Here is a 17,987-nt window from a genome sequence, read left to right on the forward strand (position 1 = left end):
ACAATGGTCAGTGTTGTCAAAAACTTATGATTTTTTTGTTCATAATCATTTTAGATAAATTTTAGTATCTTCGCATCCTGATTTTTAGACTTTTACCCCATGAGTTCAAATTATCTGGATCAATATTACAACCTCTTTAGTAATAATAAAAGACAACATCTTAATCCATTGACAAAGGATAAGAATTACTTGATGAGGTTTCATACTTTTCTACCGTATTCATATTCAAAAGAACAAAACTCCTTTAGTCTGGTATATTCGAATTCATCTCAGCCTATGAATTTGATAACACCTAATGGTTCTTCTAAACTTAAAAAAAATCAATTTACCATACTTAATCCAAAGACGGATTGGGAGTTTGTTGCCAGCCAAGAAGAAAGAATAGATATATTAAGTTTTATTCTATCTGAGGAAATCATGTCTAAATTCAGTTTTTGCACAAACTCATCAGAAACCAAATTATTAGACACACCTTTTGATACTGCTAAATACGATTCTTTTTTTATTGAAACTATGTACAAAGCTGATCATAGTGAATCAGGAAGGTTTTTAAAACAACTTTATGCAATAAGCAATACATCTACATACCAACTAATGAACCCAGATGAAATTGTATTTGAGCTTTTAGGTATTCTTTACAAAGAACAATCTCAATACAACACACGAATAGAAAATATTAGAGGAAAAAAACAATCTACAAAAAGAGAAATTTTTAAACGCATCCTAATTGCGTTCGAATACATCAATGATAATTTTGAAGGAAAAAAAATAAATATCGATGAATTAGCATTGACATCTGGACTATCAGAATATCATTTATATAGTTCTTTTAAGGCTATATATAAAAAAACACCTCATCAATACCTCAATCACTTACGGATGAAAAAAGCTAAGCAATATTTGGATTCTGGTAAAATGACTATTTCTGAAGTATCAGATAGACTACAATTTCCTGATCTAGCATCTTTTAGTAAGCTTTTTAAAAAAACTTATGGGGTTGCACCTTCTAAATTGATTTACTCATGATAGCGTCTTTGTCTCAGAAAAACTTAGGAAATAACAACCAAGTTCTTTTCCTATAGGATTCAAATTCCGGAAATTGAGATAAAAATTGATCTTTCTGCTTCATAATTTTCAGAAATACAAAAACAGTAAACACCATTATAATTATAAAAGGAAGCCAGTGTTTGGAAAACATTGCAAAAGAAGTATACATTACGATCTCTCCGAAATAATTAGGGTTTCTGGTTCTGCTAAACATCCCTTCTGTAATGAGTCCTTTTTTATATTTTAATGTATAATACTTCTGAATATCACTCACAAAGTGAAAAAACACCCCAGTACTATATAAAGATATTACGATTGCCAGATACCAAGAAGACACATGAACATATTGACTAATTATTATAAATGGTGCGACATAGTATCCGATCATTACCAGAAAAATAGAGGAAAAACCTTTCCATACTGATACTTCTATTTTAAAACCTTCATCCCTGAACCAATAGTACTTAAGAAACCACAAAATCGAATACGTCCCATGAAGCGAAAGATATATAGTAGCTTCAAGCGAAAAATTTTGATAAAAAAACATTAATCCCAGTATCAAAGGAATAATCAATAATTTATGAAGATTGATATATAACGCTTTGGTACTTTTCATGGGATTGATCATTAGTTTCTAAATTCCATTTACAAAGGAAAGAAATTCTTCTCTTCTTTCTTTAGAAATAGAAACTGACATATCATTTTCCATAATAATGTAAGAGCCATCTTTTTTTACAAATTGCTTAATATAATGTAGGTTAATCAAAAAAGAACGATGAGGCCTATAAAACAGTGGTTTATCTTGCATAATGCCTTCAAAATGTTTCAATGGTCTACTAATCATCATTTCACCTTCAGAGCGTGAATACACTCTGGTATACATTCCATCTGCTTTAAAACAAATAATATCATCTAATGATAAAAAATGTACCCCATCACTCATCGGTAGTGCTATTTTATTAAACGATTTTGTATTTAGCGCTTTAGAAAGTTCTTGTAACCTATCATGCAATTGTCCTTTCTTAACTTCTTTTTCAAATTTGGCAACAGCTTCTTGCACTTGCTTGGGTCGCATTGGTTTTAGCAAATAATCTATTGCAGAAAATTGAAATGCTTGTACAGCATACTCGCTATAAGCTGTAGTAAATACAATCTCGAAATCCAAGTCTTCCTTATTGACAAATTCTAATATTTGCAAGCCTGAATACTGTGGCATTTCAATATCCAAAAACACAATATCGGGTTTGTGTTTTTTAATCAATTCTACACCAGAAGGTAAATCCTCGGCATTATAAACATCTTCGATTTGTGGACAATATTCTCGTAATATGGTATTAAGTAATGTTCTGGCTTTCTTTTCATCATCAATAATTACAGCAGTAATTTTCATATCATAAATTTAGTTTTTAGTAAATGGTATCCTAAGGATCACCTTAGTTCCGTTTGGGGTATCATTTTCTTTAAGGTCAATTATTTCAACTCCTATTTGACTTTCCTGACCTTGATTAAGTAGTTCTAATCTATTTTTTCCGGCATCGGATGCAAATGAATTATGCTTTCTCAACCGTTTTCGATTAATCTCCTGAGATCGCTCTCTACCAATCCCGTTATCTTCTATCTCACAAATGATTATATTTTCTTGCGCAATACAACAAGAGAAAGAAATGTACAATCTGCGATTAGTTTTTTTGTGTAATAATCCATGTTTAATTGCATTTTCCACGTAGGGCTGTATCAATAATGAAGGAATTTTATAATGTTGCGGAAAAATCTCTTCATCTTTTATAGTGATATCGTATTCTAATGAATCTTCAAAACGATTTTTTTCCAGATCCAAATATAATGTCAACGCTCTAATTTCTTCTTCAATAGTAATTTGATTTTTTCTGCTATGATCTAAATAAATACGCATCAGGTCTGCAAACTTACCCAAGTAATCAGAAGCTAAATCTTTTTGATTGGTCAGAATATATTCTTGTATCGAATTAAGGGCGTTGAATAAAAAATGGGGATTCATCTGTGATCGTAATGCTACTAATTTAGAGCTAATCAATTCTAATTCTACTTCTCTATTTTGTTTAATCAATCTATTTTGCTGTCGTATTCGCTTGATCCTGAGCATAAAAAGAGAGGTGACAATCGCCACAAAACCAGATATAATTAGCATATAGAACCACCAGGTATCCCAATAAGGAGGTTTTACAACAAAACCCATCGTTGCCGGTTTTTCACTTTCTAACCCATCTTCATTTATCGCATTTACCTCAAAACAATAGTTCCCATATGGAATAGAAGAGTATCTCACTGTTGGGGTGCTTTTTGTTCTCCAATTTTTATCTAACCCTTTTAATCGGTACTTATATGTTTTCGTTATATCAGGATTGTTAAATGAATTAGAATTAAAATTAATCTGTACGTTATGATCGTAACTAAGTGTATATTTAGGAGATAGAACTGTATCCTTCTCGTTAATAGAAATATTAGAAATATAAATATCCGGAACTGAATTATTTTGGTAATTTTTGGTTTTATCCAGACTAATTAACCCCTTTCGGGTAGCGAGAAACAATTTGTTTCCTGAAATTTCTATATCAAAAATCTCATAAGTAGAAAGCCCATCATGTTTGTCAATGGTAATTATTTCAGGTATAGCATGCTTTCCTCTATTTCGTTTAACACATTGTAATCCCTTTTTAGTAGCTAGCCAAACATCATCTCCATCAGATTCAAGTACAGTTATTTTATTGGACATCAAACCAGAATTGATGTCATACTGCTCCACTATTTTATCATTTCTAAGACCTAAAAGTCCATATCTAAAAGAAGAAACCCATATAATACCATCATTAGTTTCTGCAATATCTGTGGTAAAAATAGTATTGTTCTCATATCTAATAGGTTTGCCTTTAAAATCCTTATTGTACATATAAAGATCATCCACATACCCTACATATGCAGTTTTATTCTTTTTACTATAATGATTAGTATAAGAACGTTTTTTTCTAAGCAAACGAAAAGAAGAATCTTTCTTTTTAATACTACGAAAATTTAATTCCTTCTTAAAATATGCATTTTCAAAAAAATTCTTAATAACACCGGACTCATTTGTTGAAGAATATAAAAGTTTATTATCAGGTAATAAACTATAATCCTTCCAATTAGCAGAAACAAGCTCATTATTGTTATTATTGTTCCAAATATTTATTGCTGCTCCTATCGTTATTACAGAATTATACTTCTTTTCGTATCGTATTTTCTCTATTACAGAATTATATGCTGAAGGATTACTCTTTAAGGAATAAAAATCATTGGTATTCTGATTATATACTCCAACCGCTTGATTTGATGCCCCAAAGTAAATATTTCCTGAAGCTCCCTCAGTTAAAACTAAAATATTATCTTCTTCCAATCCTTGAATTTGAATATCATATTTTACAATATCCAAATCCGGAACAATATAGACTCCATTTTTATATGTCGAAAACCAATAGTCTCCTTTTTTATCTTGCGCTACCCGTGTTACAAACTTATCCGGAAAATATTTTTTAACATTGGTCATCTTTCCGTCTTTAAGCATAAAACGAACGGCTCCTTTTTCTGTACTTAACCAAAAGAAACCATTATCGTCTTGAAAAACGTGTACGGTACGAGAATTCATAACAGAACTGGGTAAGTCATTAATCTGAATTATTTCTTTTAACTCATTATCCCAATATGATAAGTAAGTTTTATATCCATGATTAAGTTTTAAAAAAATGCTACTTGGTGTATCAAATATTTCTACAACTATACCTAAAGGTGTATCTATTTTAGTAAGTTGTGAGTCATGAAGAGTCAATAATTTTTTATTTTCATATTCTCCTTCCAAGTACCATAGTTTATTATTAATTAGTTTAAGACCTTGTGTTTTTGAACTAATTGTATCTTTAGATGTAGTCTTTAATACCTCAATGTTTTTTGTTTTAAGATTAATTTTCATCAAACCCTCATCAGAAGTTGTGTAAAAATGATTTTGATAAATCCGAAAATCATGTTTTGTTGATCCGGTAACATATTTACTAATATCAGTAAAGGTTTTTAGAGAATCATTTTCTACATAAAATATTTGTCCTCCTAGGTTGTTACACCATATTCTTCCTTGGTCATCTTCTAGTAAACTAAAAACAGATAACCCTCTTTTTTCAGGATTAGTATAGTTCTTAAACTCCTGCCCATCATATCTATACAATCCATTATTGGCAGCAAACCACATAAAACCTTTGCCATCCATGATCATATCATAAAATTCATGATCTGGCAACCCATCTTTTTCTGTCACATGATAATATAACGGATGTTGTGCATTACTTAACGTAATGAATAAAAAGAAGAATATGTAGGTTAAAAACTGTTTCAATTTCTAGGGTTATTGGTGTGCAAACCTACTTTTTTTAAAGACAATTCTGATATTACACTTTCTAAAAATACGTTTTTAACTGTTAAAGGGCATCAATTCTTCGCTGAACTAAATATTATGTATTTTTATACAAAAAGTTAAACGATGACAACCACCCGACCCAACGGAAGTTTATACACCCATATTGAGAATAAAATTGCAACTATAGAATTTGGTCATCCAGCCAGTAATTCTTTTCCTTCAGAACTATTAGATCGATTGATCAAAGCCTTTGATCAATTATCAAATAATGATGATGCCAACATAATTATTCTAAAATCCGAAGGAAATCGTGCTTTCTGTGCTGGTGCTTCTTTTGACGAACTAATTTCTATCGCAAACATAGAAGAAGGCAAAGTGTTTTTTTCCGGGTTTGCCAATGTGATCAACGCCATGCGAAGGTGTAAAAAGCCTATCATAGGAAGAATCCAGGGTAAAACTGTTGGTGGTGGAGTTGGATTAGCTTCTGCTTGTGATTATTGTTTGGCTACAGAAGCAGCTTCAATTAAACTAAGTGAATTGAGTATTGGTATTGGACCCTTTGTAATTGAGCCCGCCGTATCCAGAAAAATTGGTTTAGCAGCTTTTGAATCTCTGGCTTGGGATGCATCGCAATGGAAAACTGCATATTGGGGAAAAGAAAAAGGATTATACTCCAGAGTTTTTGAAACTATCGAGGAACTAGATAAAGAAGTTCAGCTTTTTGCAGAAAAATTGTCCAACTATAACCCACAGGCTTTACAAGAGATGAAAAAAGTAAACTGGAAAGGAACTGGCCATTGGGATGAATTACTAATAGAACGGGCAGCAATCTCAGGAGAATTGGTGCTTTCTGAATTTACCAAAAAAGCATTAACTAAGTTTAAGAAATAAATTTGTTTACACATTATAAACATAGTATCTTTTTGAGGATAATTATATGCAAACCGTAAGCGTATTAGCTTCCCATATACTATTGGGGGTAAATTTCGAATATACTATGTCATTGTTCAGAAAAGATTCGCGTTATTATCCGGATATTCCGTTATTTCTAATCTTGATTCCTTTTATCAGTGCATTCAATTATTACTTAACTTATAACAATATAAAATTCAACGGCTTTTTGGTGCTCACCTACACTTTGGATACGCTACAGGGATATGCAGGTTGGTTAGGTGTACGCAAAACTATCTTGTACCTTGATAAAAGTATGCCTTATCATAAAGGGATTCTAAAGCGTATTGTTATTCAATTTCTTTTAACTACCCTGGTTGGGCTTTTTATTATAAGTGCATTAACCGAAATGGTAAGTCTTATTGCGAGAGGAAAAATGGTTCCTTCTAGTTTTTATACCCATGACCTTTTCATTATAAGCATTTGGTTCTTTGTGCTTAATGCCATTTATATTATGATCTATTATTACAAAAAATGGCAACAAGTTGAAATAGAGATTGCATTAGAAAAACAAGCTAAAATTGAAGGTTTCTTAATACGTGTAGGTAAAAAGAATCTAAAATTCTCTTATGACGAACTTATTGGTTTTTATGTAGATTCTGATTATGTCATAGCTTGCCATACCAAAGGTAATATATATTATCTTGATACTTCACTGGATAAAATAGAGGAAAAACTCCCTACAGATCTTTATTTTAGACTTAATCGTAAATATCTCCTTCATCGAAATTTAATGAGTGGATTTAAACGGATTGAAAACGGAAAGCTTTTGGTGTCTTTAAGCTTATCGAATGCATCACTTCCAAACGAAATTCCTGTAAGCCGTGCAAAAGCACCTTTATTTAAAAGTTGGTTTTGGCCAAACCAATAACGTTTGGCACCTAAAACTGCTACCATTCAACGGAAAACTAATATAACGGCATACTTCGCCACGATTACTTATTATAATTTTATCTGAGGTTTAAAAAATCTAAGTATGAAATTTAAATTTGTTATTATCGGTTTGCTTTGTAGTACACTTCACACGGGATATACTCAAGGTGATTCTGGAGTAAACTATCGTGATTTTCCTTTGATTATAACGCTTCAATTTCACTCTTTCTCAATGCCTTTTAAGAATATAAAATCCAATTTTTCTAATATTGGAATTGGTATAGGAACAGAAGTTAGTTATAACAGAAAATCAAGAGGAGTACAGCAGTTTCACCTTATATGGTATAGAAATGCAACTATGGGCAATGGGCTTTTGGCGTATTCGCAGGCAACCTGGCGCCCTTCATTAGGTTCAAACGTTTATACAGAACTCAAACTTGGAGCAGGATATCTTTTATCAAAAAGACCTACAGAATCATTTAAACAAAAAAACGGAGAATGGGTGTCCGTGGGTAAAAAAGGTAAAGGGATGTTCACTATCCCTTTAGGACTTTCGGTTGGGTACGAAAATGAACTAGAACAAACACATGTTTCTCCTTTTGCGAGCTATCAATTTTTGGTGCTGACAGATTATAATAAAAGCATTCCTGTTGTTCCTCAGACCTTAATTCAACTTGGTAATAGAATTCATTTTAAAGATTAATAATTTTTTAAACACATGTTATGAAATGGCACTGTAATCATATCATTTTTTCTGTTTTATATCTTTTAACAATTTCAGTTTTTGCTCAACAACAATCTGAAAATTGTAAAGATCCAATAGAGTTTAATATCAACTATTCAAAAAAAGACGCCATTCAGAATGCTTTGGATATAATCATAGAAGAAGGTGTTCCAGGTGTAAGCTTGGCAGTTTTTTCTGATGAAGGGTGGTTTATGGCCAACTCAGGTGTTGTAAATATTGAGAAAAAAACTCCTATGCAATCGTGCTATTTACAATATTTACAGAGTATTGCTAAAACCTATATGGCAGTGGCAGTACTACGACTATTTGAACAAGGAAAAATAAATCTGGATAATTCTATTGCAGAATATTTACCTTCTTCCATTAGTAAACGTCTTCCTCAATCAGATAAAATAAGCGTTCGCATGCTTTTAAATCATACATCCGGACTTGCAGAATATAATTTTAATCCTAATTATGTTACTAAGTTATTACAAGAACCTGATCATATTTTTAAGCCAGAAGACTATATCGAATACATATATGACAAACCCCTGGATTTCACCCAGGGAAGTAAATATTCTTACCGAAATACAAATTATGTATTGCTTGCTATTATAGTAAATGAAATTACCGGAGATCATAAGTCTTTCATTCAAGAATTTATCTTTAAACCCTTGGAGCTGAGACACACGTATTACCCTCTTATCATGGATGAATTAGGTGATGATCAATTGGTTTCAGCTTATTGGGATCGTCATAGCCAAGGTATTATAGAGAATGCTTCAAAAATCCAACAAAGTAATGTAGCTCATATGGTTGGAGATGATGGTATCGTTACTACACCTATCGAAGCTATTTTATTTTTGAAAGGACTAATGGAAGGAAAATTGATCAAAGAATCTACTTTGCAAGAAATGCTACAATGGGTAAAAAGAAAAGATGGCTCATTGGCTTATGGATTAGGTATAGGTTATAGTAATATAGGTGGAAATATATCTTATGGTCATACAGGTGGAGGCATAGGAGCAGGTTCAGAATTACGTTATTTTCCAGACAAAAACATATATATGTTTGTAGGTATTAATTTAGGTACTGTAACCGAGAGTCCTTTGCATAAAGGCATCGCTCCTGCCAGAGATAAACTTTTTAAAACACTATTAGAATAAGAACTCTAAAAAGGGATTAAAATAGTAAGGATAAAGGATAATAGTAGTTTCCTGATATTCCTGAAGGAATAAAATGTAATCTTCCGTAACTTTGCAAAAAAAGTTAGTCATTCAACAATGAGCAAAATTAGAATCACCAAACAATTTTCTTTTGAAACCGGACACGCATTATATGGCTACGACGGGAAATGTAGAAATGTTCATGGTCATAGTTACAAACTAAGTGTGACTGTAATTGGATCTCCCATTACAGATACTTCTCATGTAAAATTAGGTATGGTCATTGACTTTGGTGACCTGAAAAAAATTGTCAAAGAAGATATAGAAGATGTATTTGATCACGCTACAGTTTTTAATAAAAATACGCCTCACGTAGAATTGGCAAAGGAACTTAGTGATAGGGGTCATAATGTAATATTAGTAGATTATCAACCTACTAGCGAGAATATGGTTATCGATTTTGCGAAAAAGATTAAAGCCAGATTACCTAAAAACATTGAGCTTCATTCTTTGAAATTAAAGGAAACAGAAACTTCTTATGCAGAGTGGTTCGCTTCGGATAATCTCTAATCATGGTTTTCCTATATTTACATTTCAAAATTAAATTATGAATCTTCCTGAAGGGAAAAAAATATACTTTGCTAGCGATAATCACCTAGGAGCGCCAACTTCAGAAAAGAGTTTTCCCAGAGAACAAAAATTTGTACGATGGCTAGATGAGGTTAAGAAAGATGCTGCAGCAATTTTTTTATTAGGCGACCTTTTTGATTTTTGGTTTGAATACAAAACCGTAGTTCCTAAAGGCTTTACCAGAACCTTAGGCAAACTGGCAGAAATTACGGATTCAGGAATTCCTGTATATTATTTTGTGGGTAATCACGATCTGTGGATGAATGGTTATTTTGAGGAAGAATTAAATATTCCTGTATATCACGAACCTCAGGAATTCACTTTTAATGATACCTCCTTTTTTATTGGTCACGGAGATGGATTAGGCCCTGGAGACAAGGGATATAAACGAATGAAAAAGGTATTTACTAATCCGATAGCCAAATGGTTCTTTAGATGGTTACACCCTGATTGGGGAGTAAAACTGGCGCAATATCTTTCTGTAAAAAACAAGTTGATATCTGGTGATGATGATGTTACTTTTCTTGGTGAAGAAAATGAATGGCTGGTGCAATATTGTAAAAGAAAATTAGAGGGCAAGCATCGAGATCATTTTGTTTTTGGTCACAGACACCTTCCTATGGAAATTGAATTAAACACAACATCCCGGTATACTAATCTAGGCGATTGGATTATTCATTATACATATGCAGTTTTTGATGGTAAAGACATGAAATTAACTAAGTTCGAGAATTAACTCTTTCTTTTCTTAATTACCTCTTCAATAATATATATCCCTACTACCTCGGGAGCTTTGAGATCAGACGGATGCTCAAAAAAGATAACCGTGTTATTAAATACTGCTTCAATAAGGTAGTGGCTTCCGTTAAAATAGGAACTTTTTACTCGTGCTTTTAGTTCAGAATTATGGTCTACTATTATTTCATTTGGGTACACAAGAATAGTTTCTCCTTTTTCGATATCAGAAATAGCAGAAAGTTGGATTTCATTCACTTCTCCAAAAAGGGAGGCAATATAATAATCGGTTGGATTTTGGTATAATGCTACGGTATTTTCCTGAGTTAAAATCTCCCCCTTTCTAATCACTATGGTTTCATCTGCAAAAGAAAGAATATCAGTCTTATCGTGTGTTGCCGTAATACTTGTGATTTTATTGCGTTTTAGATATCTAAAAAGATTTCTTCTCAAAGAACTTCTTCTAAAGTTATCAATATTATGAAAAGGTTCATCTAACAAAAGTAGTTCCGGTCTTTTTGCTAATGCTTTAGCTAATGCCACTCGTTGTTTCTGACCACCACTAAGGTTTTCGACCTTAGTGTCAGCAAAATCCATCATTTCTACGATTTCCAGTAACTCATTGACTCGGCCTTGCTTAAGTTCAGGCTCAAAATTAGATAAATACTGTCCTATATTTTCTGATACACTGCGATAAGGCTGAAGCTCAAATCCCTGAGAGAGATATTTCATATTTTCTTCTCCCGGAACTAAATTGTATAATGGGCCTAATAGTTTTTTGTCATTCCAAAATAGCTCTCCTTCATTAACCTGTAACAATCCATAAATGATTTTCAGTAATGTACTTTTACCACACCCACTTGCTCCAATTAAAGCAATATGTTGTCCTTTTTCAATAGTAAAACTGACATTTTTTAGAACCGGAAGTTCATCATAAGCGAAGGATATCTTGTCTACTTTTAGCATATACCCAAATATATTGAACTTTAACAAAAAAATCCGTCTCTTTTCAGAAAACGGATTCTTTATTTTTTCTAGATAAAGTATTCTTATCCTTTTACCTCATCAGTTACTTTTTCCGGCAATACTTCGTATCCCATATTATACAGTGTAAAACTGAAGATATCTGCATATTGCTCAATAGTTTTGGCTACCGGAGTACCCGCACCATGACCTGCATTGGTCTCAATTCTAATCAGTGTGGGGTTATCTCCAGTCTGTTTATCCTGTAACTCTGCTGCAAATTTAAATGAATGTGCAGGCACTACTCGATCATCATGATCCCCTGTTGTTACCAATGTAGCAGGATATTGTGTTCCTGCTTTTACATTATGTACTGGAGAATATCCTTTCATATACTCAAACATTACTGCACTATCTTCTGATGTGCCATAATCATATGCCCATCCCGCACCTGCAGTAAAAGTATGATAACGTAACATATCTAACACCCCAACTGCAGGTAATGCCACCTTCATCAAGTCTGGTCTTTGGGTCATTGTAGCACCAACCAGTAAACCTCCATTAGATCCTCCACGGATTGCTAAATAATCACTCGAGGTATATTTGTTTTCGATTAGGTATTCCGCTGCAGCGATAAAATCATCAAATACATTTTGTTTTTGCATTTTGGTACCTGCAACATGCCATTTCTTACCATACTCTCCTCCTCCTCTTAGGTTAGGTACTGCATAAATACCTCCTTGTTCCATCCATACCGCATTAGCAATACTAAATGAAGGTGTCAAACTAACATTAAACCCTCCGTAACCATATAAGATTGTAGGATTCTTACCATTTAATTCTACTCCTTTTTTATGAGTTATAATCATAGGTACTTTTGTACCATCTTTAGAATTATAAAATACTTGTTTACTTTCATAATCCTCGGGGTTGAAATCAATTTTAGGCTTACGGTAAAGTTCTGAAGTTCCTTCAGCAATATTGTATTTGTAAATACTGCCAGGTGTTTTATAGTTCGTAAACGAATAGTACAATTCTTTTTCTTCCTTCTTAGCTCCAAATCCATTTGCACTACCAACTCCAGGCAATTGTACTTCACGGATTAGTTTACCCTCATAATCATATTGTAATACTTTGGAAACAGCATCTACCATATATTCTGCAAAGAAATACCCTCCACCTGTTCCCGGGCTCAATACATGTTCAGTCTCAGGAATAAAGTCTACCCAGTTATCTGGAGTTGGGTTAGCAGCATCTACAGTAACAATTTTTTGATTTGGTGCATTCAGATTAGTAACAATATATAGTTTAGAACCTACATTTTCTATAATATAACTATCACTATCTGTATGATCAAGAATGGTAACCAATTTACTATTAGGGTTCGTAAGATCTTTAATAAATAACTTATTCCCTGATGTTGAAATTCTTGGAGAAATAATTAGATATCGATCATCTTCAGTTACTTGTCCATAAATATATCTGTGCTTTTCTTCTGGGGTTCCTCCAAAAATTAATGCATCAGCCTTTTGTGGGGTTCCTAACTTATGGTAATATACTTTGTGTTGATCTGTTTTAGCTGAAAGCTCACTACCTTCAGGTTTGTCATAACTAGAATAGTAGAATCCTTCATTTCCTTTCCAGGACATCCCAGAGAATTTGACGTCTATCAAAGTATCTTCAACAATCTCCTTGGTTTCTGCGTTCTTCACTATTATTTTTCTCCAGTCACTTCCTCCTTCAGAAATAGCATAAGCAACTAGTTTTCCATTTTTAGAAAAACTCACTCCTCCTAAGGAAGTTGTACCATCTTCGCTAAATGTATTTGGATCCAGAAAAACTTCAGGTTCATCTCCATCTTTCTTAAATCTATAGATTACATATTGATTTTGCAAACCATCATTTTTATAGAAATAAGTGTAATCGCCTTCTTTAAAAGGAGAACCTACTTTTTCATAATTCCAGAGATCTGATAATCTTTTTTTCATCTGATCTCTAAATGGAATCTTCTCCAGATAACCAAAAGTAACTTTGTTCTGGCTTTTTACCCAGTCCTCAGTTTCCTTACTTCGGTCATCTTCTAACCAACGATAAGGGTCTTTTACTTCAGTATCAAAATAAGTATCTACAGTATCTACTTTCTTAGTCTCAGGATAATTCAAGTCAATATTCGTTTTTGCAATTTCTTCTTTAACTTCTTTTTTACAGGCAATCATAGTTGCCAGTATAAAAATAGAGAAAAGTGTTTTTTTCATGATGAGCTTCTTTAATTTAACTCCCAAATCTATTAAAAGAACCTTTGACAAATGCTAAATAAAATATAAAAAAGACTGCTCTGTAAATGAATCCACGAAGAAAACCGTATTTCCTTCAGCAATGCTTTGGGGTTTAGCAACACTTTGGTCCAATCAACAAGAGCAGTCAGAATTTTCTGTAAGAAACGAAAAAAATCTCTTTTAGAAAAGTGTTTTGTACTTATCCCAATTCTTATAAATAAGAAAAGTATTTACTACAAAGACGAATACCGCAGGCCCAATATTTGCTGGGTCCAACGTTCCGTGAAACAAAACAATATTTACAGAAATTGGTGCTAGCACAACTAATGCAAAGGGAACAGCTTTACCAGTCAACAGTAAAAAACCGACAATCACCTCAATAATTCCTACAGTTTTTAGCACATAACTTCCTGCTAGTGCTCCAAAAAATACTCCTGCATCAGGATTTGTAAACTCGAAATCAGGTAAAAACCCAAAAAACTTATTACTTCCAAAAACGATCAACATCACTCCTAATACTATTCTTAATACTAAAATTAACTTATTCATTATTTTATTTTTTTGTGATTAAATTATAGTAATTAGAGGATGATATGTTAAGAACCTTACAAGAGTCTGTACTACATCCTTTTTATAAAAAAAGAAAAACCCCTGCTATTACTAGGATAACAAGGGTTCATACAATTTTGGTTGGTTATTTAGCCAATTAACTTATTCTCTGTTAAATATTCTGCAATCTGCACTGCATTGGTAGCAGCTCCTTTACGCAGGTTATCAGAAACAATCCACATATTCAGTGCATTTTCTCTAGAATGGTCTCTACGAATTCTACCTACAAATACATCATTTTTACCTTCTGCATAAATCGGCATAGGATATGTATTAGTATCTGGATTATCCTGTACCGTTACTCCCGATGTTTCATTTAAAATCTTGCGTACATCACTTTCCACAAAATCGTTTTCAAATTCCAGGTTTACACTTTCACTATGTCCTCCAACAACCGGAATTCTAATAGCAGTTGCAGTCACCGCAATGGTACGATCATCAAGTATTTTTTGGGTTTCGTTAACCAATTTCATCTCTTCTTTGGTATACCCATTTTCCTGGAAAACATCACAGTGCGGAATTGCATTTCTATGAATTGGGTATGGATATGCCATTTCTCCTTTTTCACCTGCATATTCATTCTCCAATTGTTGTACAGCTTTTACACCTGTACCTGTGATGGATTGATAGGTAGAGATTACTGTACGCTTAATTCCATATTTCTTGTGTAATGGTCCTAATGCCATTACTAATTGTATTGTAGAACAATTAGGGTTAGCAATGATCTTATCATTTGCTGTTAAGTCTTTTGCATTAATTTCGGGTACTACCAATTTTTTAGTGGGATCCATTCTCCAGGCTGATGAGTTATCAATTACTGTAATCCCGGCTTCTGCAAATTTTGGAGCCCATTCCTGAGAGGTGCTTCCTCCAGCAGAAAACAAAGCCACATCTGGTTTCATTTCTACAGCGGTTGCTAGACCAACTACAGTAAATTCTTCACCTTTATATGATAATTTTTTACCTACAGATCTTTCTGATGCTACAGGGATTAATTCCGTTACCGGAAAATTACGTTCTTCTAATACTTTTAACATTACGGTTCCTACCAATCCGGTAGCACCTACCACGGCTACTTTCATTCTTTCTAATTAATGACTTTTATGATACAAAAATCTGTCTTTTTTTAAACTCCAGCAAATGTGAGGAATATTTATAAGAAAACAATTCTTTATTTAGAATTTATATATAATTGCACTTTTTGTTAAATATTTAACTTAAAGTAAAAAAAAGAACCGCCCAATCAAGGACGGTTTAATTAGAATATGTAGTATAGCGGTAGCTATAGATAAATTCTTCCTAATTAAGATTTACTGCTTTTTTAATAAATCTCTTATTTCTGCTAATAACTCTTCTTGAGTTGGCCCGGCTGGTGGAGCAGGTGCAGCTTCTTCTTTTTTCTGAGATTTTTCATAAGCTTTTAAAAGAATGTAAATAAACAAACCGACAATTATAAAATCAATCGTGGCCTGAATTAAATTTCCATAAGTAATAGCAGCAGCTCCAGCTTCCTTAGCAGCAGCTAATGTTTCATATGAATTTCCATCCAAGGCAATGAATTTTTGTGTAAAATCTGTTCCTCCGGTTATAACACCTACTATTGGCATAATAACATCGGCCACAGCTGAACCCACAATTTTATTAAATGCTCCGCCAATTACTACCGCAGTAGCAAGGCTAACAATATCACCTTTCATCAAGAAAGATTTAAAATCTTTAAAAAATCCCATATTTATTAGATTTAGATAGTTAGTATAGGTCTAATTTAACAAAATTTAGAGATTTTAATCAAAATGACCGGCATAGATATCTTAAGATTTTCGATAAAAATCAATTATCGTCGATTACTACCCTTTTTACCCTAGGAGAAATTGCCGTTAATAGCTCATAAGAAATAGTTCCCCCATGTTCAGCAATAGTAGCAGCATTGTCTTTATTATCAAAAATAATAACCTCATCTCCCTCTTTACAATCAATATTTGTTATATCAACCATAATCATATCCATACACACATTACCAATGATATATGCTTTTTTACCATTTATGATAACAAACCCTTTTTTATTACCATACTGCCTGCCAATTCCATCTGCATGTCCAATAGGGATTGTCGCAGTTTTAATATATCCCTGTGCTTTAAATGCACGATTATACCCTACAGTTTCACCAGGTTCGAGCTTATGAATTTGAGAAATCACAGACTTTAGAGAAGCTACAGGTTTTAATTGTTTATCAAACTTAGCTTCATTACCATATCCATACAATCCAATTCCGGTTCTTACCATATCAAAATGTGCTTCAGGGTAATTCAAAATTCCAGAGGTGTTAGATTGATGTAATATCAAAGAATACCCTAACCGACCTATCATCTCAGAAGCTGATTTCTTAAAAGAATTAATCTGTTGTAAAGTAAATTCTCTTTCATCATAATCTTCACTAGCCGCCAAATGCGAAAGCATTGCAACTACTTTGACAGCATCGGTTTCTTTTAACTTTTCTATGATATAATTCACATCATTTTCCCAAAAACCAATACGATTAAGACCTGTATTAAATTTTATATGAACAGGATAATCTTGCTGATTAAGTTCTTCTGCTTTAGCAATAAACTCTCTTAAAACTCTTATACTGTATATACTTGGTTCTAAATGATACTTTATTAATGATCTAAAATTGATAGGTTGCGGGTGTAATACCAAAATTGGTATTTTAATCCCAGCTTCGCGCAGAGTAATCCCTTCAGAAGCGTATGCTACTGCTAAATAATCTGTACCAATTTTTTCTAAATGTTTAGCAATAGTAACGGCATCACTTCCATAACCTGAAGCTTTTACCACAGAGAGTATTTTGACCTTTGGATCAACCTTACTTTTTAGATATTTAAAATTATGGGTGAGATGAGCCAGATTGATTTCGAGAACAGTTTCTTGTACACTACTCATTAGATTTCTTACCATTTTTAGATACTTCTTCGGCATCTTTGACGTCCATATCTCTTACTTTTTCTTTAAGCATAGCCTTATAATAAGCTGCCCGACTTAGCGGTTCATATTCGTCAGTTTCTCCTAATAATACTAAGTCGTCCTTTGCAGATTTCCTGTAACTAAACTGAGCCAAATTACCGGTTCGGGTGCACACTGCATGTACTTTGGTTACATATTCTGCGGTAGCCATCAATGCAGGCATCGGTCCAAATGGATTTCCTTTAAAATCCATATCTAGTCCGGCTACTATAACCCGGAGTCCTTTATTTGCCAAATCATTACAAACAGCTACAATTTCATCATCAAAAAACTGAGCTTCATCGATACCCACCACATCACAGGTATCAGCTAAAATTCTAATATTAGCAGCAGCTGGTACCGGTGTAGAACGGATTTCGTTGGCATCATGAGAAACTACCATTTCATCATCATAGCGCACATCTACAGCAGGTTTAAAAATTTCAACTTTCTGTTTAGCAAATTGTGCTCTTTTTAACCTACGGATCAATTCCTCGGTTTTACCCGAAAACATAGAACCGCAGATTACTTCTATCCATCCAAATTGCTCTTTATGATTTACTGTATTTTCGAGAAACATTTTGTATTTT

General features: G+C 33.1%; 17 protein-coding genes. 7 read left to right on the plus strand and 10 right to left on the minus strand.

Features of this window, described 5'->3' with window-relative positions; all coding sequences use genetic code 11:
- Nucleotides 1-99 precede the first annotated feature (99 nt).
- Complete coding sequence (locus J8M14_RS07335; protein ID WP_211073945.1) at nt 100-1,026, plus strand: helix-turn-helix transcriptional regulator; 927 nt, start codon at nt 100-102, stop codon at nt 1,024-1,026.
- Between the two features lie 13 nt (nt 1,027-1,039).
- Here J8M14_RS07335 and J8M14_RS07340 read toward each other — a convergent pair whose 3' ends face one another.
- From J8M14_RS07340 to J8M14_RS07350, 3 genes are read right to left on the minus strand one after another with little or no spacing between them, the layout of a single operon-like run.
- Nucleotides 1,040-1,663: a DUF1295 domain-containing protein gene (locus J8M14_RS07340; protein ID WP_211073946.1), complete on the minus strand. Its 624-nt coding sequence runs from the start codon at nt 1,661-1,663 to the stop codon at nt 1,040-1,042.
- Between the two features lie 18 nt (nt 1,664-1,681).
- The gene (locus J8M14_RS07345; protein ID WP_211073947.1) at nt 1,682-2,437 is read right to left on the minus strand and encodes a LytTR family DNA-binding domain-containing protein; all 756 of its coding nucleotides are present in this window, start codon (nt 2,435-2,437) and stop codon (nt 1,682-1,684) included.
- A gap of 9 nt (nt 2,438-2,446) precedes the next feature.
- A complete protein-coding gene (locus J8M14_RS07350) occupies nt 2,447-5,443 on the minus strand; it encodes a histidine kinase (RefSeq protein WP_211073948.1) in 2,997 nt (998 codons plus the stop codon).
- Nucleotides 5,444-5,587: 144 nt separating this feature from the next.
- On the opposite strand from J8M14_RS07350, the gene J8M14_RS07355 reads away from it, so the two are divergent.
- From J8M14_RS07355 to J8M14_RS07380, 6 genes are all read left to right on the plus strand, one after another.
- Complete coding sequence (locus J8M14_RS07355; RefSeq protein ID WP_211073949.1) at nt 5,588-6,355, plus strand: enoyl-CoA hydratase/isomerase family protein; 768 nt, start codon at nt 5,588-5,590, stop codon at nt 6,353-6,355.
- Between the two features lie 106 nt (nt 6,356-6,461).
- Nucleotides 6,462-7,286 (plus strand): LytTR family DNA-binding domain-containing protein, encoded by an 825-nt coding sequence (locus tag J8M14_RS07360; RefSeq protein WP_211073950.1) that lies wholly within the window; start codon nt 6,462-6,464, stop codon nt 7,284-7,286.
- 105 nt (nt 7,287-7,391) lie between these two features.
- Nucleotides 7,392-7,991 (plus strand): hypothetical protein, encoded by a 600-nt coding sequence (locus tag J8M14_RS07365; RefSeq protein WP_211073951.1) that lies wholly within the window; start codon nt 7,392-7,394, stop codon nt 7,989-7,991.
- Between the two features lie 20 nt (nt 7,992-8,011).
- Nucleotides 8,012-9,181, plus strand: a complete 1,170-nt coding sequence (locus J8M14_RS07370) for a serine hydrolase domain-containing protein (protein ID WP_211073952.1) — start codon at nt 8,012-8,014, stop codon at nt 9,179-9,181.
- Between the two features lie 117 nt (nt 9,182-9,298).
- Nucleotides 9,299-9,751, plus strand: coding sequence for a 6-carboxytetrahydropterin synthase (locus J8M14_RS07375; RefSeq protein ID WP_211073953.1), 453 nt, complete (start codon nt 9,299-9,301; stop codon nt 9,749-9,751).
- A gap of 37 nt (nt 9,752-9,788) precedes the next feature.
- Nucleotides 9,789-10,547, plus strand: a complete 759-nt coding sequence (locus J8M14_RS07380; protein WP_211073954.1) for a UDP-2,3-diacylglucosamine diphosphatase — start codon at nt 9,789-9,791, stop codon at nt 10,545-10,547.
- Here the strand turns inward: J8M14_RS07380 and J8M14_RS07385 are convergent.
- From J8M14_RS07385 to J8M14_RS07415, 7 genes are all read right to left on the minus strand, one after another.
- Entirely contained in the window at nt 10,544-11,512 is a 969-nt protein-coding gene (locus J8M14_RS07385) for an ABC transporter ATP-binding protein (RefSeq protein WP_211073955.1), read from the minus strand. The two genes, J8M14_RS07380 and J8M14_RS07385, sit on opposite strands and share 4 nt — an antisense overlap.
- Nucleotides 11,513-11,595: 83 nt before the next feature.
- The gene (locus J8M14_RS07390; RefSeq protein ID WP_211073956.1) at nt 11,596-13,764 is read right to left on the minus strand and encodes a prolyl oligopeptidase family serine peptidase; all 2,169 of its coding nucleotides are present in this window, start codon (nt 13,762-13,764) and stop codon (nt 11,596-11,598) included.
- A 201-nt stretch (nt 13,765-13,965) separates the two neighbouring features.
- Complete coding sequence (locus J8M14_RS07395; RefSeq protein WP_211073957.1) at nt 13,966-14,334, minus strand: DoxX family protein; 369 nt, start codon at nt 14,332-14,334, stop codon at nt 13,966-13,968.
- Between the two features lie 149 nt (nt 14,335-14,483).
- Entirely contained in the window at nt 14,484-15,476 is a 993-nt protein-coding gene (locus tag J8M14_RS07400; protein ID WP_211073958.1) for an aspartate-semialdehyde dehydrogenase, read from the minus strand.
- A gap of 228 nt (nt 15,477-15,704) precedes the next feature.
- Nucleotides 15,705-16,124 carry a large conductance mechanosensitive channel protein MscL gene (gene mscL / locus J8M14_RS07405; protein ID WP_211073959.1) on the minus strand — a complete coding sequence of 140 codons (420 nt, stop codon included), beginning with the start codon at nt 16,122-16,124 and terminating at the stop codon, nt 15,705-15,707.
- Nucleotides 16,125-16,224: 100 nt separating this feature from the next.
- Nucleotides 16,225-17,337 carry an alanine racemase gene (gene alr, locus J8M14_RS07410; RefSeq protein ID WP_211073960.1) on the minus strand — a complete coding sequence of 371 codons (1,113 nt, stop codon included), beginning with the start codon at nt 17,335-17,337 and terminating at the stop codon, nt 16,225-16,227.
- The gene (locus J8M14_RS07415) at nt 17,330-17,977 is read right to left on the minus strand and encodes a thymidine kinase (RefSeq protein WP_211073961.1); all 648 of its coding nucleotides are present in this window, start codon (nt 17,975-17,977) and stop codon (nt 17,330-17,332) included. Before J8M14_RS07415 ends, alr begins: the two co-directional genes overlap by 8 nt.
- Nucleotides 17,978-17,987: the final 10 nt, after the last annotated feature.

Origin of the sequence: Aquimarina sp. MMG016 (genome assembly GCF_018100805.1) — a bacterium.
Classification (GTDB): domain Bacteria; phylum Bacteroidota; class Bacteroidia; order Flavobacteriales; family Flavobacteriaceae; genus Aquimarina.